We start from the raw sequence: 20489 nt of genomic DNA on the forward strand, positions 1-20489 counted from the left end.
ACGCCTGTTGTGAAGCGCCTGCAACAGGACCGTCCCTCATTCGGAATAAAGCGTTCCGTTCTGCTATAGTGAGAGTAGAACGTTCCGTTCCGAAAGATGTGGAGTCTGTCATGACCTTTCTCGTCACCGGTGCCACCGGGACCGTCGGCCGTTTCGTCGTCGCGGAGCTCCTCGCCGCCGGGCAGCCGGTTCGCGCCCTGACCCGGAACCCCGCCGAGGCCGCGCTCCCCGAGGGTGTCGAGGTCGTCGCCGGTGACCTCGCCCGCCTCGACTCGCTGGCCGGGGTCTTCGACGGCGTCGAGGCCGCACACCTCATCAACTTCGCCGGCGACGACTACACGCCACTGCCCGACGGTGCAGGTCTGGTGAAGCTGGCCGCCGAGGCGGGTGTGCGCCGGGTCACGGTGCTCGGCGGGCGTGCGGAGGGTGACTTGGAACAGGCCCTCGCCGCCACCGACATCGAGTGGACGCTGCTCGAGCCGGTCGAGTTCATGTCCAACACGCTGCGCTGGTGGGCGCAGACGATCAAGACCGAGGGCGTCATCAAGGAGCCGTTCGGCGACCGGCTGAGCGCGCTGGTGCACGAGCGCGACATCGCCGCCGTGGCGGCGACAGTGCTGGTCGAGGGAGGCTACAACCGCAAGACCTGCACCATCACCGGCCCCGAGGCGATCACGCTCAAGGAGAAGGTCGCGATGCTGAGCGCGGCCATCGGCAGGGACATCGGGTTCGTGGAGCTGACCGTGGACGAGGCGCGGGCCAAGTGGCGCGGCGATGGCATGGGCGAGGAGACCATCGAGTTCCTCGTCGAGGCGCTGGGCAACACGCCGGAGGCCGGCTACACCGTCGTCCCGACCGTGAAGGAGATCACCGGCCGCGACGCGCGCAGCTTCGCTCAGTGGGCCGCGGAGAACGCCGACGCGTTCCGCCCGTGACCGGAGGGCGGCGAGGTGGGCACCGGCGCCCGCCTCGCCGCCTCGTCATGGCCGTCATCCGTGGCGTCGGCGGCGTACCGCGTATGCCACGGTGACTGCCGCCAGCAACGGACCCCATGCCGCGAGCGGGGCGTAGCAGACGAAGAGGATCACGCCCTTGGAGCCGTGGGGCAGCTCCGGATCGGGCTCGAACTCGACGAACAACATCGGTGTCCAGATCAGCATCAGCGCGACCGAGCCGAGGGCGGCGGGAATGATCGCGGCGAGCGGGCGGATCTCACGGCCGCGCAGGAAGGGCACCCAGCGCGGCCAGATCTCGCCCCACGGCCGGACGAGTCCCATGCTGAGGAACGCGAGCGCCTCGGACAGGACCGTCAACCCGATCACGTACAGCAACAGGTACCAGGGGCCGTTGTCCGGATCCTGCGACCCGGTGAAACCAGCCGGCAGGCCCAGCCCGAAGAGGATCCGCCAGATGCCGGACGGCACCGCGCACCACATCGTCGCCTGCGCGGCCCAGTCGGCCCACCGGGGCACGGGCCCCTTGGTCATGCGGATGGCAGCTGGCTTCTCCACGGTCATGGCCGTCATCGCACGCTCCCGATGGTCTGCGATACCGCGGGCTCGTCGGAGCCGGTGGCCAGCAGAGCTCCAGCGATCAGCGCGGTCAGCGCGGCGACGACCGCCAATTTGATCTTCCACTTCGTGCTCATGCGAGCCACGATCTCCCGCGCCCGGCACGCGGGACTTCCCCCGCGTGGCCCATCCGCCTCCCCCGCGAGAGTGGTCCTGGGACGATCGTCAGATGGCACACCTGGTGATCAAGGACATCACGATTGACTGCGGTGACCCCGAACGCCTGGCCGGGTTCTGGGGAGCGCTCCTCGGCCGGCCCGTTGCAGCCAGGACCGGCCCGTACGTCTGGCTCCGCCGTGAGAACGGCCTGGCGCTGGGCTTCCAGCGGGTCGCCGAACCCAAGACCGGCAAGAACCGGGTGCACCTCGACCTGGCATCGCCGGATCCAGCGGCCGAGCAGCGGCGGATCGAGGAGCTGGGAGGCAGGCGGCTGAGTGAGTACGACGAGGGCGGCTTCCTCGTCATGGCCGACCCCGAGGGAAACGAGTTCTGCGTCCTTCCCTCCGGGCCGTTCGACGTTGACGACGAAGGCCGCACCAACTACCTGGCCTGAGAAAGATTTTCCGAGCTGTCGATCCGGCTGTCTCTCGTTCGACGCAGGGGTGAGAGGCAACCTGACCAGGAGGATCGATGAGCACCCTGACCATGCAGACCCTGGACGTCCCCGGCGCACGCCTGCACTTCGAGGTACGCGGCGAGGGCCCGCTGATCGCGCTCGTCGGCGCGCCGATGGACGCCGCGGCGTTCGCGCCGCTCGCCGACCTGCTCGCCACCGACCACACGGTGCTGACGACGGACCCGCGCGGAATCAACCGCAGCCCGGTCGACGACCCCAGGCAGGACTCCACCCCGGAACTGCGCGCCGACGACCTGTCCAGGCTCCTCGCCCACCTGGACGCCGGTCCCGCCGTGGTGCTGGGCTCCAGCGGCGGAGCCGACACAGCCCTGGCCCTCGCCCAGACTCGCCCGGAGCAGATCACCAAGGTCATCGCTCACGAGCCCCCGCTGGTCGAGTTGCTCCCTGACCGCGCCGAGATCTACGCCGGGACCGAGGACATCATCGCCACGTACCTCGGCGGTGACGTGATGGGGGCTTGGCGGAAGTTCATGGCTCAGGCGAACATCGTCCTCCCCGAGGGAGCGATTGAGGCGATGTACGGAGGCGAGCGCGATCCGCAGACGGTGGCCGACGAGCGCCGCTGGTTCGAGCACGAACTGCGCGCGACCGATCACTGGCAGCCCGATCTCGGCGCCCTGCGTTCAGCTGGCACCCGCGTCGTGGTCGCCATCGGCGAGGACTCGGCGGGGCAGATCTGCGACCGGGCCTCCAGGGCACTCGCCTCGGAGCTCGGGGTCGAGCCCGCCATGTTCCCCGGCGGCCACATCGGCTTCGTCGAGGACCCCGCCGCCTTCGCCACCCGCCTGCGTGAGCTCCTGTAGTCACCCGACCTCGATAACGGCGAAAACCGTCTTGCCGCCGCCATCTGGCCGACTGCCGCACCGGCGGGCGAGCGCCTGGACGATCCCGAGACCTCGCCCGCCGGGATCGTCCAGGCCAAAGTCGTCGAGGGCCGCCGGCCGTCTCGGCACCGGAGGCGCGGAAGAGCGATCCCAGACCTCCACGATCACCTGCGCAGTGTTCCACACGACCGTGACGCGCACCTCCGAGTGCGGGCAGGCGCGGACGGCGTTGGTGAGCAGCTCCGAGACGACGAGTCCGACGTCGTCGGCCTTCTCCCGACGCACGCCCCAGCCAAGAACGGCGAGCTCAGCCGCCCTGCGGGCGATGCCGACCGCACCGGGCGTGGCCAGATAAGAGCACTCGAAGGCTTTCCGCTGCATCGGCTGATCCTCGCGGGACGTCGCGTTCTGATGTCATCTGCCTCCACAGCGTGACGATCCCGGACTATGGTGGGAACACGTTCCGGTGCTACTTCGCGTTATAGCAAGCGAGGTCCGTGGAAATGCCCCCGTCTGAACCGATTGATCCGCGCGACAGCATGGCCGCCTGCCTCGCGTACGAGATGCGCCGCCAGCGCGAAGCCCGCGCCCTCACCCAAGACCGGCTCGCCAAGGAGCTCTACACCACACGCGCGACGATCCAGGCGTACGAGTCACGCCGGAACCGCCCGGACGAGAAGTTCTGCGCCCGCCTCGACGACTACTTCGGAACGGACGTCCTGTTTCAGACGCTCTGGTTCCACGGTCAAAAGGAGCACCTGAAGGAGTGGCTGCAGGCGTTCCTCGTGCACGAGAGGGAGGCGTCGCAAGTCAAGACCTTCCAGCCCATGTCCATTCCCGGCCTCCTGCAGACCGAGGCATACATCCGGGCGGGCGATGACAGAACGGGAGAAGTGGAGGAGCTGATCAGAGCTCGGCTGGCGAGGCAGGAAATCCTTGTCGGAGAGAACGCGCCCTACCTGTGGGTCGTGGTCGACGAAGCGGCGATCCGGCGGCCAGTCGGTGGTACCGCCGTGATGAAGGAGCAACTGCGGCATCTCTTCGAGATGGGTAAGTCTCCCAAGATCACGATCCAGGTTGTCCGAGAGTCGATCGGATCGTACGTTGGCATGAACGGCGGCCTCCTGCTCCTGGAAAAGTCAGATGGCCACGCGGTCGGATATGTCGAAGCTCAGTTTGGCGGTCGGCTGATCGAAGACCCGGAGCAGGCGCGGCGCCTTGCGATACGTTTCGATCAGATCAGGTCGAAAGCGCTGTCCGATGTCGATTCGATGGTCCTGGTCCTGACGGTCATGGAGAGTATGGATGACGGTCCAGTGGCGTAAGAGCAGCCGTAGCCAGCAGGGTGGGCAGGGTGAGTGCGTCGAGGTTTCCACCAACACTGCTGATGTGACGCTGATCCGCGATTCAAGGGCTCCTGCCAGCGGGCATCTGGCGTTGGGGTCACGTGAGCTCGCGGGTCTCATGCGAGAGATCAAGGCCGGTCGGTACGACGGGTAGCAATGGAGGCGTCCCGTGGACGAAGGCCACGTGCAGTGGCGTAAGAGCAGCCGTAGTCAACATGGCGGCGAGGGCGAATGCGTCGAGGTTTCCACCAACCTTGCCAGCGTCACTCTGATCCGGGATTCGAAGGCTCCAGGGATGGGGCATGTGGTGTTGTGGTCCGGGGAAATGGCCGGGCTTCTGGCTGACATCAAGGCCGGGCGGTTCGGCTAGGAGCCGCCGTGTCGGAGGCCATGCAATGAACGACCGCGTTCTATGGCGGAAGAGCAAGAGGAGCAGCACCCAGGGTGGTGAGTGCGTCGAGGTTTCCACCAACACTGCTGATGTGACGCTGATCCGCGATTCCAAGGCTCCTGCCAGCGGGCATCTGGCGTTGGGGTCACGTGAGCTCGCGGGTCTCATGCGAGAGATCAAGGCTGGTCGGTACGACGGGTAGCAGGCTGTTTGTGGAGGCGAGCCGTGGACGAAGATCGCGTTCAGTGGCGCAAGAGCAGCTACAGCCAAGGCGGGCAGGGTGAGTGCGTCGAGGTTTCCACCAACCTTGCCGGTGTCGCCTTGATTCGGGACTCCAAGGACCCAGCGGGTGACTCCCTGCGGTTGGGGGCTGGTGCGCTGGCCGGGTTCTTGGCTCAGGTCAAGGCTGGGCGGTTCGGCTAGAAGCCGCGGTAGATCCATCACTTCGGTGGCGTGGTGCGTGCCTGGCGACCATGTGCGGATGCCCGTTGCGACACACTCGGCTGGTTGGTGGACAGGTACAGGGCATGGGTACCCCTTCTCGGGCTCCGGACTCGGAGCCCATCTTCGAGTCGCTGTACGAGGCGGCGTACGCGGACTTGTTGAGGTTCGTACAGCGGCGAGCACATCCTGACCACGCCGAAGACGTGGTCGCGGATGCGTTCTTGGTCGCGTGGCGCCGCATCGGCGAACTGCCGAAACATCGCGAGGACGCGCGGGCTTGGCTGTTCGGCATCGCTCGGAACGTGCTCCTCAATGATCACCGGGGAGCGGAGCGCCGGCGCACGCTCGGCGTACGCCTCAGGGAGGTCACAACCCCTGCCTTGTCCAGCACAGATCAGGATGCGGATCTGGTCGTGCGTCGGGTGGACCTCGCAAGGGCGTGGAGCCGCCTGTCAGAGGTCTATCAAGAGGCGTTGGCCCTGGCTGTCTTCGAGGAGCTGAGGGCACCACAGGCTGCGGCGGTTCTTGGTATCTCACCGGTCGCGTTCCGCCTGCGCCTGAGCCGGGCCCGACGAGCCCTCCGGCTTCATATGGACCACCTGTCACAGCCGTCGAGCGCGCCGTCCCGCACCGCCGAAAGGATCGCTGAGTCATGACCCGCAACCAGAACATCCTCACCACCCTGCGAAGCCTCGACCCCGCTGACCGGGACATCGACCCCCAAGGTGCGCGAGCCCAGACCGACCTCGCGCGTATCTTGGCCACCGACCCGTCGGGGCCGCCGTCGCTGCGGGCGGGTGGACGATCCGACCGGCCGTCGCGCAACTCGCGAACTGCCTGGAAGCTCGTGCTCGCCGGAGGGATCGTCACAGCGGCAGCAGCCGTGGTGGCCGTGCTGCCGTCGATCACTGGTGGGGATCGTGCGTTCGCGACCTGGACGCCAAGCCCTGAAGGAATGGCACCGGAGGCACGCGCCAAGGCGGGCGCCAAATGCCGCGAGACCCTGCAGGAGCACGGCGCCGGAGCCGGCTATGCAAACGATCTGCGCAGCGCGGATGCGGTCATCGTTGAACGGCGCGGCAAATGGACAACCGTAGTGCTCGCGACCAGGAACGGTTTCCGGGCGATGTGCATCGCCGGCAATTCGACCTACAAGTTCGAGGACGGGTTCGGCTCGATCGGAACGCCCGTCAACTACACCGCACCCGGCCCACGCGATCTACTCACAACCGACCTGGGCACCGGCACCATCGACGACGGCCAGCTCTCCCTGGCAGTCGGCGCGGCCGGCTCCGAGGTCGCGAAGGTCACTTACCGCAGTCAAGACCACGGCGAAGTGGCCGCGACAGTGTCCAAGGGACGCTTCGCACTCTGGCTGCCGGGTGATGAACTCGATGATGATGCCGTTAGGAACGGTATCCAGGTCAAGGTGACCTACAGCGACGGCAGCACGGGAACCAGCCGCCTGCACCTGTGATGGTGGGTGCGTCGGCTGGTTTGGTCAGGCCGGGATGGGCTGCTTGGTCAGGGCGATGTAGGTGGGGTCGCCCGGGAGGCTCTGGTGGATGACCAGGCGGGCCGTGTAGATGTGGTTCTCGGCCGGGCCCCGGTAGGAGACTCGGAAGGTGCAACTGTGGCCCGGCTTGAGTTCGTAGTTGGCGCACGTTTTGTCGGCCCAGAAGTTGGCGTCGTCCAGCATCACGAAGTTGTAGAGCTTCATGGACGCGGTGCCCGTGTTCCGGAGCGTGACTTCCTGGGTGCAATCGTCGCCGGGGCAGACCAGATAGACGGAGTCGTCGGAGACCACGAGGCGCGGCTTGCCCGGCTGGGGCGTCGGGGTGCCCTTCCCACCATTGGGGGTGGTGCGGGTGCCGCCGGAGCCGCCGGAGCCCGAGCGGGAGCCGGAGCCGGTGGAGCCGGAGCCTCCGGTGGTTTCGCCGGACTGGTTGATCTCTACCTTGCAGCCCGTGGCGGTTGAAATCATCAGGGCGGCGGCGCCGACGGCGAGAAGGGCACCGAATTTCTTGCTCATGGGGGGAACCTCCGGGGTTTTAATGGCGTCCGGTCGAACATTTGGATCGCTGTTTCCCGGGTTTGGTTGGCCGGTGATCTGGCCGTATCAGGCCAGAACTTTTCGAGGTCAGAGCATGTAGCCGGTGAGTGTGGCGCTGGCGAGTGGCCACAGGATTTGCTTTGAGGGATTCTGTATAGGGCCTCTTTGCTTGCCGCGCCTGGTCAGTCCGGAAATGGAAAATGCTGAGCGTCATGCGACCTCCCGGATATGCGCATGGCGACCTCAAGGAGCATCATCATGTCGCTCGACGAGCGTGTGCCTCAGCTGGCGCAGGTTCGCCAGAAGACTCGTAGCCATTTGGTCTAGCTGCCCTGGTTTGTCGTGCGTTCCTGGTAGGACAGGGATCCGACGATCAATGAGAGGGACCGCATGGGCGTGTACGAGCACCTTGAGGAGTACGCGGGGCTGCCGGTGGCGGGCTTCACCGAGGAGACCGCGCCGGACGCCGACCTTCCCAAGGCGGGGGAGGTGGCCTGGATGGTTCGCACGAGCTTCGACGAGAATCCGTTCGACGACGTCTTCGCGGCCTTCCTGGAACGGGTCGACACCACCGAGGTGACGGCCCTGATCATCGGGTACTGGGGTGCCTCGTACGACGCGGAGGCCGCTGATCCGGTGGCGCTGCTGACCGGGGCCGCCGACCGGTTTCCCAAGCTGCGGGCGCTCTTCCTGGGCGACATCACCGGTGAGGAGTCGGAGATCTCGTGGATCGAGCACTCCGACGTCAGCCCCCTGCTCGCCGCGTTCCCCCTGCTGGAGCGGTTCGAGGTGCGCGGTGGAGCGGGGCTGCTCCTTGAGCCGTTCCGCAGCGATGTGCTGAGGGTGCTCAGGTTCGAGTCGGGCGGCCTGCCGGCGAGCGTCGTCCGGGCGGTGGGCGCGAGCGATCTGCCCAACCTGGAGGAGCTCGACCTGTGGCTCGGCGTCGACGAGTACGGGGGAGACACCACGGTCGCGGACCTTGCCCCGGTGCTGAGCGGTGAACGGCTGCCCGCGCTCCGGCGGCTCGGGCTGGAGGACGCCGAGATCCAGGACGAGATCGCGGCGGCGGTGGCCGGGGCGCCGGTCGTGGCGCGGCTGGAGTCGTTGAGCCTGGCCATGGGGATGATGACCGACGATGGCGCGGAGAGCCTGCTGTCGGGGCAGCCGCTGACCCATCTGAAGCGCCTGGACCTGCATCATCACTTTCTGTCCGACGCCATGATGGAGCGGGTGCGCGCGGCCTTGCCCGGTGTCGAGGTCGATCTGAGCGAGCAGGAGACGCCAGAGGATGACGACTGGCGCTACGTCGCGGTCTCGGAGTAGGCGTCGTGGCGATCGATGAGCATCTCTCCGAGTTCGACGGGCTGCCGGTCTTCACGTTCGACTGTGACACCGAGGGGCAGTTGCCGGAGGCGGCTGAGGTGGCCTGGGCCGTCCGGGGTGACTGGGCCGAGCTTGATGGGTTCCCGGAGTTGTTCGAGCGGTTCATGGCGGCCGTCGACACCGCGAAGGTGACCAGCCTCATCATGGGGTTTTGGGGAGCCGATGACCCCGTGGCGGCGAAGGCGCTGGTTGCGAACGCGGATCGTTTCCCGGCCCTGCGCGCGTTGTTCCTCGGCGACATCCTGGACGAGGAATACCACCTGTCGTGGATCGGGCAGGGAGACATCACGCCGGTGGTCCAGGCGTTCCCCGGGCTCGAACGGCTGGAGGTCCGCGGCGGCGGGTCGCCATCCGATGATCTTGTGCTGAGCCCGTTCCGCAGCGAGGTGCTGAGAGTGCTGCGGTTCGAGTCGGGCGGCCTGCCGGCGGACGTCGTCCGGGCGGTGGGGGCGAGCGATCTGCCCAACCTGGAGGAGCTCGACCTGTGGCTCGGCGTCCAGCAGTACGGGGGCGACGCGGCTCTCGACGACCTGGCGCCGATCCTGGCGGGGGAGCGGTTGCCCGCACTCCGGCACCTCGGCCTGAAGAACAGCGAGATCCAAGACGAGATCGCGGAGGGGTTGGCGTCCGCTCCCGTGGTGGCCTGGCTGGAGTCGCTGAGCGTCAGCATGGGAACTCTGACCGACCGGGGAGTCGAAGCTCTGTTGTCGGGGCAACCCCTGACCCACTTGAAGAGCCTCAACATGGACTACGCCTTCCTGTCGGAGCCGATGCTGGAGCGGGCACGTTCGGCCTTGGCCGGTGTCGAGCTCTTGGCGAGCGACGCGACGCGTGAGGTGGAGTGGTCCGACGAGTGGAATGTCGGTTTCTACGTGGCGGCGACGGAATGACGTTCACCGTCATCGGGACGCCGGGGGACCGGCGGGTGGCGTTCTTCACTGCGGCCTGTGACGTCGAGCCCCAGGTGATCGCCTGGCCGGACGTGCTCCGGGGAGCCGAGCTCACGATCGAGCCGGGCACGTTGCTGCGCATCGACTCGCCCGGCGAGGATGCCGAGGCGGACGCGTTGCTGCGAGGTCCGGGCGATCCTTCTCGGGTCGGGGGTGGAGCACGCTGGTACGCGACGTTCACCGCAGCGCTGGAACGGATCGGTGCGACCGGGGCACGGTTCCTGAACGCTCCGGACGAGATCGCGGTGATGTTCGACAAACGGCGCTGCCATGCGCTGCTCAGCTCGGCCGGCGTTCCCGTTCCGGTGGCGTTGCCGCAGGTGAAGAGCTACGACGAGCTGCGGACGCGGATGGCGGACGGGCGCGTGCGGCGCGTCTTCGTCAAGCCCGCGCACGGGTCGTCGGCGGCCGGGGTCGTCGCTCTGCAGACGGGCCCGGGCGGCCGGATCAAGGCGGTCACGTCGGTGGCGATGACGCCGCGCGGCCCGCACAACTCGCTGCGCGTGCGTTCGTACGAGTCCGAACGCGGGGTCGCGGCGCTGGTCGACGCCCTCGCCCCGGACGGCCTGCACGTCGAGGCCTGGATGCCCAAGGCGTCGATGAACGGCCGGACACTGGATCTGCGGGTCGTCGTGATCGCCGGTGAGGCGACCCACGCGGTGGTGCGGACCAGCAGGCATGCGATGACCAACCTCCATCTGGGCGGCGCGCGCGGAGACCTGACGGCTGTGCGGGACGCCTTGGGGGAGGGCGGCTGGCGACGGGCACTGGAGGTGTGCGAGCAGGCCGCCGGGTGTTTCCCGCACAGCCTCATGGTGGGGGTCGATCTTCTGGTGGGCGTCGGCTGGCGGCGGTTCGCCGTCGGTGAGGTGAACGCCTTCGGGGATCTGCTGCCGGGATTGACGGGATTGCCCGGCACATCGGCCGAGGGGCTCGACACCTACACTGCCCAGGTCAGAGCCGCTCTGTTGAGGAACGTCCCCGTATGAACGACATGAACGAGGTCATTGGCAGCCATGATGTGCTGCTGGTGACGCTCGACACGCTGCGCTACGACGTCGCGGCCGAGTTGGCAGCGGCGGGCGACACGCCGACGCTCACGGGGCTACTGCCGGGCGGGCGATGGGAGCGGCGGCACACACCCGGCAGCTTCACCTACGCGGCGCACACCGCGATGCTCGCCGGTTTCCTGCCGACGCCGGCCGCCCCCGGACCCCATCCGAGGCTGTTCGCGGGGAGCTTTCCCGGCAGCGAGACCACGGCCGCAGGCACGTGGACGTTCGACGCCGCCGACCTCCCGGCGGGCCTCGCCAAGATCGGCTATCACACGGTGTGCGTCGGTGGCGTGGGCTTCTTCAACAAGCTGACGCCGCTGGGCTCGGCGTTGCCGGGCCTGTTCGCCGAGAGCCATTGGGAGCCGTCGTTCGGCGTCACCGATCCCGGCTCGCTCGCCCACCAGATCGACCGGATCGGCGAGGTCGTGGGCAGGCTGCCCGCCGATCGCCGGATGTTCCTGCTGCTCAACGTGGCCGCCTTGCATCAGCCCAACTGGTTCTACCTGGACGGTGGAACGCGGGAGGATGGTGACTCGCTGGCCAGCCACGCCGCCGCGCTTCGTTACGTGGACGGGCAACTCGGGCGGTTGTTCGACCTGATGCGTCGGCCGTGCTTCGTGATCGTGTGCTCTGATCACGGGACGGCGTACGGCGAGGACGGGCACACCGGTCACCGCATCGGCCACGAGGTCGTCTGGACCGTTCCGTACGGGGAGTTCGTGCTTTCGTGAACCCTGCCAAGCCCCTGACCTCAGTGACGCCCTACGAGGGCTATGTCTACGCCTACCCTCACAAGACCGCCTATCGCCCACTGCGGCCAGAGCCCGAGCTCGGCGATGTGTGGGCGGACGAGTCCCGCGATGCGCTCTTCCTTTATCTCCACGTCCCGTTCTGCGAGATGCGCTGTGGCTTCTGCAACCTCTTCACGCGTACGGGCGCACCCGAGGAGTTGACCGGCGCCTACCTCGACGCACTCGAACGGCAGGCCTCGGCAGTGCGGGACGCCCTGGGCGACGACGCCTTGTTCGCCACGGCCGCGTTCGGCGGAGGCACACCCACCTACCTCACCGCGTCCGAGTTGGAACGGCTTTGCGACATCGCCGGGCGCTTCGGCGATCTCGCGGCGATCCCCCTCGGCGTGGAGACCTCACCGGCCACGGCCACCACCGACCGGCTGACGGTCCTTCGCGATCGCGGCACCACCCGGGTGTCGATCGGTGTGCAGAGCTTCGTCGACGCCGAGGCGCGCGCCGCCGTCCGGCCGCAGAAGCGCACCGAGGTGGAGGCCGCGCTCGACCGCATCCGTGCCGTCGGCTTCCCGATCCTCAACATCGACCTGATCTACGGCATCGACGGGCAGACACCGCAGACCTGGCTGCACTCGCTCGACTCCGCCCTCACCTGGAAGCCGGAGGAGCTCTACCTCTATCCCCTCTACGTCCGCCCGCTCACCGGTCTCGGCCGCCAGGGCCGCGATTGGGACGACCAGCGGCTGGAGCTCTACCGGATCGGCCGCGACCACCTGCTCGCCAACGGCTACGAGCAGGTGTCGATGCGCATGTTCCGGCTGGCGGGGAGCGGCTCCGGCGGCACCGAATACTGCTGCCAGACCGACGGCATGGTCGGCCTGGGCTGCGGCGCGCGTTCGTACACGTCCGAGCTGCACTACTCGTTCGAGTACGCGGTGGGGACGAGCCAGGTACGCGGCATCATCGACGCCTACGTCGGCGAGAACGACTTCGGCACCGCTCGCGTGGGATTCACCCTCGATGACGAGGAACGCAGGCGACGGCACTTCATCCAGTCCCTCCTCCAGGCGGCAGGGCTGGAACGTGCCGCCTACCGTGAGCGCTTCGGGACCGACGCCGCCGACGACTTCCGCCAGGAGACGGCCACCTTCGCCAACCACGGCTGGCTCGACCTCGAGGAGAACGCCATCAGGCTCACGGCCGAAGGGCTGGCCTACTCCGACGCGATCGGACCGGCGCTCTTCTCCGGCCGGGTGCGCGGGCTCATGGACTCGTACGAGGCGCGATGACGACCGGCCATCTGACGATCCTCTATCGGGGGCCGCTCGCCAGCTGCGACTACGACTGCCCCTACTGCCCGTTCGCCAAGCGCCGCGACACCCCGGAGCAGCTCCGCGCCGACCGAGCGGCCTTGGAACGCTTCGTCGGCTGGGTGTCGGCCCAGGTCCACCCGGTCTCGGTGCTCTTCACGCCGTGGGGTGAGGGGCTCGTCCGGTCGTGGTACCGCCGCGCCCTGATCGAGCTCAGCCATCTTCCGCACGTCGAACGCGTCGCCATCCAGACCAATCTCAGCCACCGCGTGGATTGGACTGCCGAGGCCGACACGTCCACCCTCGCGTTGTGGACGACCTACCATCCGGGGCAGGTCCCGTACGAGCGCTTCCTCGCCAAGTGCAGCAACCTGAACGCACGCGGCATCCGCTTCAGCGTCGGCATCGTCGGGCAGCCCGAGCACCTCGCCGCCGCCCGGAACCTCCGCGCCGACCTGCCGCCTGACACCTACGTCTGGGTGAACGCCGCCGAGGGACGCACCTACACCGACGCCGAAGCGGCCGATTGGACCGCGATCGATCCCCTCTTCTCGTTCAGCCGTCACCCGCACGCCAGCCGCGGCCAGGCGTGCCGCACCGGAGACACCGTGGTCTCGGTTGACGGCGAGGGCACGGTGCGCCGCTGCCATTTCGTCCCGGCCGTCCTGGGCAACCTCTACGACGGCTCGTTCCGTCCGGCGCTCAAGCCGCGTCCCTGCCCTCTCGACGTGTGCGACTGTCACATCGGGTACGTCCACCTGGAGCCGCTCGGCCTCTACGACGTCTTCGCCGGAGGCGTCCTCGAACGCATCCCTCACCTCTGACGCGGCGGCCGATGGGTGAGGCGCCACGCCTCGTTCAGCAGCTCGGCCAGCTCGTCGGCGGGCGCCTTGGCCAGGTGGACGACGACCCATCCGAAGCGTCCCGACGAGTAGCCCGGCTCGTAGATCTCCGGCGCCTCGGCGACGAGGGCGGTCTGCTCGGCCCGCATCGCCTTGACCATCGCCTTCCGCTCGTCCTCGGTCACCCAGGTGAAGATCGTGCCGGACGTGCGGAAATACGTGTGCCCGTTGCGCCCCGGGACCTCCTCGGTGTCAGGGAGCGCCAGGAGGGTGCGCCGTACGTCGTCCAAACCGCCCATGACCACCGACGATACCCACGACCACTGACGAGGGACGCGCGTGAACCCGAACGGGCGGATGTGGAGAGACATCGGCGGCGCCCTTGACAGTCACTACAAACCGCCGCGAAAGGTCCCGCCGGATATGGATCTCCTCACGCTGCTCCGCGCGCTCGGTCTCGAACTGGAGCACACCCCGCCCGCCTCGCTCGGCCGCCAGCGGGACCGCCTCGTCAGGGCCATCGACGCACGCCGATGACCACGATCACCTCACCGCGGAGCCGCGGCCGTGCCCTTGCCTGGGTCTCCATCGCCCTCGCCGGCACGGTCGTCGCGACCACGCTCGGCGCGTACGGCTACTACTGGCGTATCCAGAACAGCATCCAGCACGAGGACACGAGCAAGCTCATCACCGGCGCGCGGCCCAAGAAGCTGAACGACGCGCTCAACATCCTCGTGATCGGCTCCGACACGCGCGAGGGCGCCAACGCGCGGTATGGCCGGTCGCTGCGCAACAAGGTGCCCGCCTCGGACACGATGATCCTGCTGCACCTGTCGCCCGGCGGCGGGCAGGCGCTGGGCATCAGCTTCTCGCGCGACCTGATGGTGCCGGTCCCCGCGTGCAAGCGCAAGGACGGCACGGTGGCACCCGCCTCCTCCCTCGCCATGCTGAACGAGGCGATCGGGCGCGCCGGGCCGACCTGCACGATGGACACGATCGAGAAGCTCACGCGCATCAAGATCGACCACTTCGTGCAGGTGAACTTCGTCGGCTTCGAGAAGATCACCAGCGCCGTCGGCGGGGTACCGATCTGCCTGGACGAGCCGGTGAACGATCCGAAGTCGGGCCTCCGGCTGGCCAAAGGCCCGCACCGCGTGTCGGGCGAGCAGGCGCTGGCCTACGTACGGGCCCGGAAGGAGATCGGCGACGGCTCGGACACCCAGCGCATCCAGCGGCAGCAACGTTTCCTCGCATCACTCGCCAAGCAGGCCATGAGCGGAGGTGTCCTCACCGACCCGGGCCGGCTGAACTCCCTGCTCACCGCCTCTGCCAGGTCGCTCACCACCGACCGCGACCTGACGGTCTCCCGCATGCTGAGGATCGCGCAAGGCATGCGGGACCTGACCGCGGGCAAGGTGCGCTTCATGACGGTGCCGGACGAGCCGTACGCCGCGGACCGCAACCGCCGCCAGCTCGCCCAGCCCGCCGCGACACGTTTCCTGAACGCGGTCCGCAACGACGAGAAGATCACCGAACCCGCCGCCAAGCCGCCGCCCGCGACCGCGGCCAAGGTGCGGATCCGGGTGCTCAACGGCTCCGGCAGCGAGGGCCAGGCGCGGCTGGTCGCCGGCACCCTCAAGGACCGGGGTCTCACGGTCACCAAGGTCGGCAATCTCAGCCGTCCGGCCGCCACGACCCAGATTCGGTACGGAACGGGCGGGGCCGCGCAGGCGAAGGCCCTGGCGGTGTTGATCCCGGGCGCCAGAGCCGTCGCCGCCGCCACGACCCCGCGCGACACCGTGGACCTGATCCTCGGTGCGGGCTTCCGCGGGCTCAAGACCGGTGGCATCCCGCGCCAGCAGGGCGAGCACCGCGCCAGCGACGATATCTGCGAGCAGGATCCGGGGTGATGATCGCCTAGCCTGGCGGCGGTCGGGCGGCCGGGCGGTCGGGCGGCCGGGCGGGCGGTGCACTACGCGGCTGAACGCCACCGCGCTGGCGGATTGGGCTTCGCGGCAGTCGTCACTGGGCAGCCGTGAACACGATCGGGCACGCGGCCAACAACCGGGTGACCGTGGCCCGAAAGGAACTCGATGAAAGCTCCTCCCCAGGCCCGCGACGACGCCTCCCTTGTCGCGGAGTCGCTGCGTGTGCCCGAACTGTTCGCGCAGCTCTACGACCGCTACTTCACCGACATCCACCGCTACCTGGCCGGGCGGCTCGGCCGCGAGACCGCCGACGACCTCGCCGCCGAGACCTTCCTGATCGCCTTCCGGCGCCGGGCCGACTTCGACGTGTCGCGCGGCGCCGCCGTCCGGCCATGGCTGTACGGGATCGCGACCAACCTGGTGTCCCAGCACCGGCGCACCGAGCAGCGCAGGTTGCGGGCGCTCGGCCGGATGAAGGCCGAGGACTCCGTGGCCGGCCACGAGGACGAGGTGACCGCCCGGGTTGCGGCCGCCGAGCTGCGGCCCGACCTCGTACGGGCGATGAAGGCGCTCTCCCCGGGCGACCGGGATGTGATCTTCCTATCGGTGCTGGGCGGTCTCTCCTACGACGAGGTCGCCCAGGCCCTCGACATCCCGCGCGGCACGGTGGGCTCCCGCCTCAACCGAGCCCGGACCAGCCTGCGCACCGCCCTGGGTGGCCGCCTCGACGCGACGACCGAGAAGGACTGAGAACTCATGGACGAACTGGACCTGATCGAGAACGTGTTCACCGAGCCTGAGGCCACCTCCGACGTCGCCGCCGCAGGCCGCGCGCGCCTCATGGCCCTGGCGGCCGAGACGCCCGCCACCACGGCGGGCGCCGCGAGCCCGGGCGCCGGGATCGTCGCGCCGGGCCGTGGGCTGCGGGCCCTGCGTGGGGCGCGGGCGCGCTGGACATTGGGGGCGGGGCTGCTTCCGCTCGCGGCGGCGGTCACCGCGGCCGCCGTGATCGCCGGGAGCGACGTCGGCTCCGTGCCGCAACCGCAGGACACCCCCGCCCGCCGCGTCCTGCTCGCCGCCGCCACCCGGAGCGAGGCGACACCTGTCACCGGCCGCTATCTGCGGTTCAGCACCGAGAACCACGAGCGTATCGACGTGGGTACGGCCAAGCGCCCGTACCGCGTGGTGTACCGCACGCTGGAGGAGTTCTGGTATCCGACGAAGGGCGGCACCCCCGGCTGGTCGTCCTATCGGAGCCTGGGGGGCGAACCGGTGTCGCGGGCGGACGCGGCGGCCTGGCGCGCCGCGGGGAGCCCTCGCCGGCTGAAGGAGCGCTGCGACGACAACAGGATCGTCGGCTACAAGGGCGGCGAGATCCGGCCGGACGGGTCGGTGAGCCCAGAGATCCCCATCCGGGGCCGGTGCCGCTGGTTCGACCTGCGGCCGGGGCCCGCCCAGACCGAGCGGATGGCGAGCGGGACGGGCATGCACGGGCAGCCGTCCGGCGATCTGAACCCGGCGACGCTTTCGGACGATCCGGCGACCCTGCGGCGGCAGTTGCTCGCCTGGACCCGGGCCGGAGGCCTGGCCGGGCCAGTGGAGGGTGACTCGGCCCAGCTCTGGGCGGCCGCCGGGACACTGATCACCGAACCCGTCGGCCTGGTGCGGCCCAAACTGCGTGCCGCGGCCTACCGGGTGCTCGCCGACCTGCCCGACGTGCGTTCGCTAGGCGAGGTCACCGACCAGAGAGGCCGCCGGGGGCAGGCGCTGGAGCGGACGGGGGCTGAGTCGGAGGGCGTCTCAGGCAACACTGACCGGACCATCATCGACCCCCGGACCGGGGCGCCGCTCGCCGCCGAGAGCTATGAGAAGGGGCCCGGGGGCCGGCTCCTGGGGTTTGACCTGGTGACGCACTACGAGTACACCGACCAGGCGCCCAAGGCGTAGGGGCGACAGGTGCCCGTCGGTAGCGGGGAAGAGGCCACCGACGGGCACCGGCTTGTGGCAGGGCCCCTGCTCCCGGGCTCCTGCTCCGGGGGCCTGCTCCTGGTCAGGTCTCCCGCTCGGGGTGGTAGTCGGCCTCGTCCACGCCGAACGTCCAGGCGACGCCCTCGCGGGCGGTGCGGGTGGCGGGCGGGACGCGCAGGTAGTAGGTGCGGTACGTGCCGTCCGGCTCGGGGGTGGAGTTGACCACCTCGACCATGGCGATGGGTTCGTCGTTCGGCAGGTCGATGCGCCACAGCACCCCGGTCTCGTCCTTGTGGACGGGCCGGGCGCCGGTCTCGGCGAGATAGCGGTCGTAGCCGAAGATCTCCAGCATCACCCGGCGGAGCTCGGCGTTCTCCTCCGCGTCGATCCGGGCGGGGCTCAGGCCGTCCAGCGAGGCGATGAAGCCGGCCGGGATCGGCATGCCGCGCCAGGCGTGCAGCGCGAACCCGTCGGCGTACACGAGGGCCGGGCCGTCGCCCCGGTGTAGACGGCCCGGCTCGTCGCGGTGCAGCTCGACGGGGCGCTCGGAGACGATGGCGAGCCGCTCGTACGGCCACCACCAGCCCGCCGAACGCGCGGCCTCCGCGAGGCCGGACAGCCCGTCGAGACGATCGAGGGAGTCGAAGAGCGCCAGCCATGGCGCGTCGTGCTGGCCCAGCACGGCCTCGACGCAGGCACCCCGCAGCGCCGCCACGGCAGCGTCGGCGGCCGCTCGGCGGGAATCGTCCGTGGAGCCCCTGGCGGGGTCGTCGGCGGAGGCTTCGATCGGCGCGCGCATGGCCTGCCGGACGCGAGACACGAGGTCGTTGACCTGGGACCAGAGAGGGGCGCCGGTCTCGGCCCAGGCGCGTGCCCAGCCCTGCGGACCCAGCGCGGCGGTGGCCTCCGTACGCGCACGCTCCCACGGCCGGGTCCGCACGGCCTCACGCACAGACCCGCCCGCGCCCGCGCTCGCAAGGGCGGTGCGGGCGGCGGCGACTTGCTCGCCTAGGCCGACTTGTCCCAGGGGCTCGGCGTGGCCGGATAGGACTGCTGCCGTTATGGCGCCGGCCATCGGGGAGGGGACCCAGACGAAGCGCTCGGGCTCGGGCAGCCCGGCCGCCTTGTAGGCGGCGCGGATCCCGGCCTCGGCTCGGGTGCGGTCCGCGGTGTCGGTCGTGAACGCCGCCGCCTGCCAGTCTGTGCCGGCCATATCTGTGCCGGCCATGTCAGTGCCGGTCATTGCCGCGCCCATCAGTCGGCCACGACCCGGACCGCGCCCGGCACGTACTCGCGCTGGCGGATCACCCGGTACCAGCCCTTGGACAGGCTGATGGCGGCGTGCTCCTCGTGACTCAGCCGCCCGCCGGACGGCAGGTGCAGGTAGTCCGCCTTCAGGGGATCGGGGTCGCGCAGGAGGGTGCCCGAGGCGACGAGCGCGTGGGCGTGCCCGGTGGCCTCGCCGAGGGCGAGCACCATCCGGCCCCGGCTGTCACGCGGCGCCGGCGGGAGGTCGCGTACGGCCTGGGGCACGGCTTCCTCGGGCACGGGCAGGATGAGGATGTCTCCCTGTCGGTACATGGCGCGAAGGTATCCTCCGCCACCGACATTTCCGGCGTCAGAAACCGCGGGTGCGGCGGGCGGCCGGGCGGGCCCAGCGGCCGGACGCGCTCAGGCCGACGCGCTGGAAGGCGCGCACGAGTTCGTTGCCGAGGTTGACGCCGGCGCCGAGCGCCAGGCCGACCGAGAGGGCCGAGACCAGACTGAGCATGCCGGCCTCGGGTGAGCCGGTGTTGATCTCGACCATGCCGCGGTAGAGCAGCGTGCCGGGCAGGAGCGGGGAGATGGCCGGGACGACGTAGGGGAGCGCGGGGGCATGGCGGCGCCCGGCGTAGAAGCTGCCCAGCGTGCCGATCACCACGGCGGAGATCGCCGAGGCCAGGACCGGCTTGACGCCCCCCTCCAGGAGCATGACGTACAGGGTCCAGATCAGCCCGCCGCCGATGGCGGCGGGCGCCAGGACGGACCGGGGGACCACCAGGCAGACCGCGAAGGTCAGCGAGACACCCGCCGCCGCGAGGATCGCGACCGGCGACAGGGAGGCGGGGAAGTCGGGCAAATGCTTGACGTCGATGTTCACGCCGATGTTCACGGCGGCGTAGACCATCACTCCGAGCCCCGCCACGATCGCGCTGATCAGGAAGAAGACCTCGAGCAGGCGGGCGCCGGCGTTGACCATGTTGCCGGTGATGCCGTCCTGGATGCTCGCCACCAGCGGGCGGCCGGGCAGCAGCGCCAGGATCGCGCCGGTGACGATGGTCGACGCCCGGTTGGGGTTGCCCAGCGCGATCACCAGCACGGCGGCGCCCGCCGCGATCGCCGCGGCCACCGAGAGCTGGAAGAACTCCGCGACCCCGCGCCGGGCCAGCGCCACGGCGGTGCGGTCGCCCAGCAGGGTCGCGACGAAGGCGGTGCTCGCGACCAGCGGGCCGCCGCCCACCAGCACGGCCGCGGAGGCCGCGATCAGCCCGAAGCACACGACCAGGAGCCAGGGCGGATAGGGGGCCCGGCCGTGCTTGATCTCAGCGAGCCGCTTGTGCGCCTCGTCCAGATCCAGCATGCCGATGGAGGACTCCTGGACGAGGGAGTGCAGCTCGGCGAGGCGCCAGAACGCCGGGGTGCGGCGCCGGACGGTCCGGGCGGCGGTGACGGGTATCGCGCCCTGACCGGGGTGTACGGAGATCTGGAGCGCGGTGAAGGTCACCTGGACCTCGCAGCGCGGCAGCTCGAAGGCCTGCGCCAGGCTGAGCATCGCCTCGTTGATGCGTTCGGTCGACTCGCCGCTGGCCAGTAGCAGATCGCCGACCCGCAGCACGAGATCGATCGCCCGTGGGTCGACCAGCTCGCCCGGCTCGTCCTCCGGGGGATCCGCCGGAGCCCCGTCCATCAGAACCCGGAAGGTGCGCCGTACCCGATCCGCTGCCCGCCCCATACGCGAAAGTGATCCTCCGTGGCTGATCAGTGATCTTCCCCGGGCA

At 69.5% G+C, this 20489-nt stretch carries 27 protein-coding genes; 19 read left to right on the plus strand and 8 right to left on the minus strand.

Annotated elements, in window-relative coordinates; translation table 11 throughout:
* Positions 1-110: 110 nt before the first annotated feature.
* Complete coding sequence (locus ACH34W_RS24300) at positions 111-935, plus strand: NmrA family NAD(P)-binding protein (protein ID WP_395963305.1); 825 nt, start codon at positions 111-113, stop codon at positions 933-935.
* Positions 936-989: 54 nt separating this feature from the next.
* On the opposite strand, the gene ACH34W_RS24305 is transcribed toward ACH34W_RS24300, so the two are convergent.
* Positions 990-1526, minus strand: coding sequence for a hypothetical protein (locus ACH34W_RS24305; RefSeq protein WP_395963306.1), 537 nt, complete (start codon positions 1524-1526; stop codon positions 990-992).
* Complete coding sequence (locus ACH34W_RS24310; RefSeq protein ID WP_395963307.1) at positions 1523-1648, minus strand: hypothetical protein; 126 nt, start codon at positions 1646-1648, stop codon at positions 1523-1525. The genes ACH34W_RS24305 and ACH34W_RS24310 overlap by 4 nt, the downstream gene beginning before the upstream one ends.
* A gap of 92 nt (positions 1649-1740) precedes the next feature.
* Between ACH34W_RS24310 and ACH34W_RS24315 the strand changes: the two genes are divergently transcribed.
* Both ACH34W_RS24315 and ACH34W_RS24320 read left to right on the plus strand, forming a co-directional pair.
* Entirely contained in the window at positions 1741-2124 is a 384-nt protein-coding gene (locus ACH34W_RS24315) for a VOC family protein (protein ID WP_395963308.1), read from the plus strand.
* 77 nt (positions 2125-2201) lie between these two features.
* Positions 2202-3011 (plus strand): alpha/beta fold hydrolase, encoded by an 810-nt coding sequence (locus ACH34W_RS24320; RefSeq protein ID WP_395963309.1) that lies wholly within the window; start codon positions 2202-2204, stop codon positions 3009-3011.
* Here the strand turns inward: ACH34W_RS24320 and ACH34W_RS24325 are convergent, their stop codons facing one another.
* The gene (locus tag ACH34W_RS24325) at positions 3012-3413 is read right to left on the minus strand and encodes an ATP-binding protein (protein WP_395963310.1); all 402 of its coding nucleotides are present in this window, start codon (positions 3411-3413) and stop codon (positions 3012-3014) included.
* 122 nt (positions 3414-3535) lie between these two features.
* Here ACH34W_RS24325 and ACH34W_RS24330 point away from each other — a divergent pair, with 122 nt between their 5' ends.
* The 7 genes from ACH34W_RS24330 (at position 3536) to ACH34W_RS24360 (ending at position 6690) form a co-directional block, all read left to right on the plus strand.
* On the plus strand, positions 3536-4357 hold the full coding sequence (locus ACH34W_RS24330) for a Scr1 family TA system antitoxin-like transcriptional regulator (protein ID WP_395963522.1): 822 nt from the start codon (positions 3536-3538) through the stop codon (positions 4355-4357).
* Positions 4338-4532: a DUF397 domain-containing protein gene (locus ACH34W_RS24335; protein ID WP_395963311.1), complete on the plus strand. Its 195-nt coding sequence runs from the start codon at positions 4338-4340 to the stop codon at positions 4530-4532. The genes ACH34W_RS24330 and ACH34W_RS24335 overlap by 20 nt, the downstream gene beginning before the upstream one ends.
* Positions 4533-4547: 15 nt before the next feature.
* Positions 4548-4748 (plus strand): DUF397 domain-containing protein, encoded by a 201-nt coding sequence (locus ACH34W_RS24340; RefSeq protein ID WP_395963312.1) that lies wholly within the window; start codon positions 4548-4550, stop codon positions 4746-4748.
* Between the two features lie 25 nt (positions 4749-4773).
* Positions 4774-4971, plus strand: coding sequence for a DUF397 domain-containing protein (locus ACH34W_RS24345; protein ID WP_395963313.1), 198 nt, complete (start codon positions 4774-4776; stop codon positions 4969-4971).
* Between the two features lie 23 nt (positions 4972-4994).
* Positions 4995-5192, plus strand: a complete 198-nt coding sequence (locus ACH34W_RS24350; RefSeq protein WP_395963314.1) for a DUF397 domain-containing protein — start codon at positions 4995-4997, stop codon at positions 5190-5192.
* A gap of 104 nt (positions 5193-5296) precedes the next feature.
* The gene (locus tag ACH34W_RS24355; RefSeq protein WP_395963315.1) at positions 5297-5869 is read left to right on the plus strand and encodes an RNA polymerase sigma factor; all 573 of its coding nucleotides are present in this window, start codon (positions 5297-5299) and stop codon (positions 5867-5869) included.
* Entirely contained in the window at positions 5866-6690 is an 825-nt protein-coding gene (locus ACH34W_RS24360; RefSeq protein WP_395963316.1) for a hypothetical protein, read from the plus strand. Before ACH34W_RS24355 ends, ACH34W_RS24360 begins: the two co-directional genes overlap by 4 nt.
* A gap of 24 nt (positions 6691-6714) precedes the next feature.
* Here the strand turns inward: ACH34W_RS24360 and ACH34W_RS24365 are convergent, their stop codons facing one another.
* Positions 6715-7245, minus strand: coding sequence for a hypothetical protein (locus tag ACH34W_RS24365; RefSeq protein ID WP_395963317.1), 531 nt, complete (start codon positions 7243-7245; stop codon positions 6715-6717).
* 411 nt (positions 7246-7656) lie between these two features.
* Here ACH34W_RS24365 and ACH34W_RS24370 point away from each other — a divergent pair, with 411 nt between their 5' ends.
* From ACH34W_RS24370 to ACH34W_RS24395, 6 genes are read left to right on the plus strand one after another with little or no spacing between them, the layout of a single operon-like run.
* On the plus strand, positions 7657-8589 hold the full coding sequence (locus ACH34W_RS24370) for an STM4015 family protein (RefSeq protein WP_395963318.1): 933 nt from the start codon (positions 7657-7659) through the stop codon (positions 8587-8589).
* Between the two features lie 5 nt (positions 8590-8594).
* Positions 8595-9539, plus strand: coding sequence for an STM4015 family protein (locus ACH34W_RS24375; RefSeq protein WP_395963319.1), 945 nt, complete (start codon positions 8595-8597; stop codon positions 9537-9539).
* Positions 9536-10588, plus strand: coding sequence for an STM4014 family protein (locus ACH34W_RS24380; protein ID WP_395963320.1), 1053 nt, complete (start codon positions 9536-9538; stop codon positions 10586-10588). Before ACH34W_RS24375 ends, ACH34W_RS24380 begins: the two co-directional genes overlap by 4 nt.
* On the plus strand, positions 10585-11385 hold the full coding sequence (locus ACH34W_RS24385) for an STM4013/SEN3800 family hydrolase (RefSeq protein ID WP_395963321.1): 801 nt from the start codon (positions 10585-10587) through the stop codon (positions 11383-11385). The genes ACH34W_RS24380 and ACH34W_RS24385 overlap by 4 nt, the downstream gene beginning before the upstream one ends.
* Positions 11382-12692, plus strand: a complete 1311-nt coding sequence (locus ACH34W_RS24390) for an STM4012 family radical SAM protein (protein ID WP_395963322.1) — start codon at positions 11382-11384, stop codon at positions 12690-12692. The genes ACH34W_RS24385 and ACH34W_RS24390 overlap by 4 nt, the downstream gene beginning before the upstream one ends.
* Positions 12689-13537, plus strand: coding sequence for an STM4011 family radical SAM protein (locus tag ACH34W_RS24395; RefSeq protein WP_395963323.1), 849 nt, complete (start codon positions 12689-12691; stop codon positions 13535-13537). Before ACH34W_RS24390 ends, ACH34W_RS24395 begins: the two co-directional genes overlap by 4 nt.
* On the opposite strand, the gene ACH34W_RS24400 is transcribed toward ACH34W_RS24395, so the two are convergent.
* Positions 13528-13854: an MmcQ/YjbR family DNA-binding protein gene (locus ACH34W_RS24400; RefSeq protein ID WP_395963324.1), complete on the minus strand. Its 327-nt coding sequence runs from the start codon at positions 13852-13854 to the stop codon at positions 13528-13530. The two genes, ACH34W_RS24395 and ACH34W_RS24400, sit on opposite strands and share 10 nt — an antisense overlap.
* A gap of 234 nt (positions 13855-14088) precedes the next feature.
* On the opposite strand from ACH34W_RS24400, the gene ACH34W_RS24405 reads away from it, so the two are divergent.
* The 3 genes from ACH34W_RS24405 to ACH34W_RS24415 all read left to right on the plus strand — a co-directional run bounded on the left by ACH34W_RS24405 (position 14089) and on the right by ACH34W_RS24415 (position 17430).
* Positions 14089-15465 (plus strand): LCP family protein, encoded by a 1377-nt coding sequence (locus tag ACH34W_RS24405; RefSeq protein WP_395963325.1) that lies wholly within the window; start codon positions 14089-14091, stop codon positions 15463-15465.
* Between the two features lie 183 nt (positions 15466-15648).
* The gene (locus ACH34W_RS24410) at positions 15649-16233 is read left to right on the plus strand and encodes an RNA polymerase sigma factor (RefSeq protein ID WP_395963326.1); all 585 of its coding nucleotides are present in this window, start codon (positions 15649-15651) and stop codon (positions 16231-16233) included.
* Positions 16234-16239: 6 nt separating this feature from the next.
* Positions 16240-17430 (plus strand): CU044_5270 family protein, encoded by a 1191-nt coding sequence (locus tag ACH34W_RS24415; protein ID WP_395963327.1) that lies wholly within the window; start codon positions 16240-16242, stop codon positions 17428-17430.
* A 103-nt stretch (positions 17431-17533) separates the two neighbouring features.
* Here the strand turns inward: ACH34W_RS24415 and ACH34W_RS24420 are convergent, their stop codons facing one another.
* The 3 genes from ACH34W_RS24420 to ACH34W_RS24430 are packed head-to-tail and all read right to left on the minus strand — an operon-like array spanning position 17534 to position 20443.
* A complete protein-coding gene (locus tag ACH34W_RS24420) occupies positions 17534-18694 on the minus strand; it encodes a DUF6745 domain-containing protein (protein ID WP_395963328.1) in 1161 nt (386 codons plus the stop codon).
* Positions 18695-18705: 11 nt separating this feature from the next.
* Positions 18706-19032: a hypothetical protein gene (locus ACH34W_RS24425; RefSeq protein ID WP_395963329.1), complete on the minus strand. Its 327-nt coding sequence runs from the start codon at positions 19030-19032 to the stop codon at positions 18706-18708.
* 37 nt (positions 19033-19069) lie between these two features.
* Positions 19070-20443, minus strand: a complete 1374-nt coding sequence (locus tag ACH34W_RS24430) for a threonine/serine exporter ThrE family protein (RefSeq protein WP_395963330.1) — start codon at positions 20441-20443, stop codon at positions 19070-19072.
* Between the last annotated feature and the right edge of the window lie 46 nt (positions 20444-20489).

This window comes from Actinomadura sp. 6N118 (assembly GCF_044326415.1).
GTDB lineage: Bacteria > Actinomycetota > Actinomycetes > Streptosporangiales > Streptosporangiaceae > Spirillospora.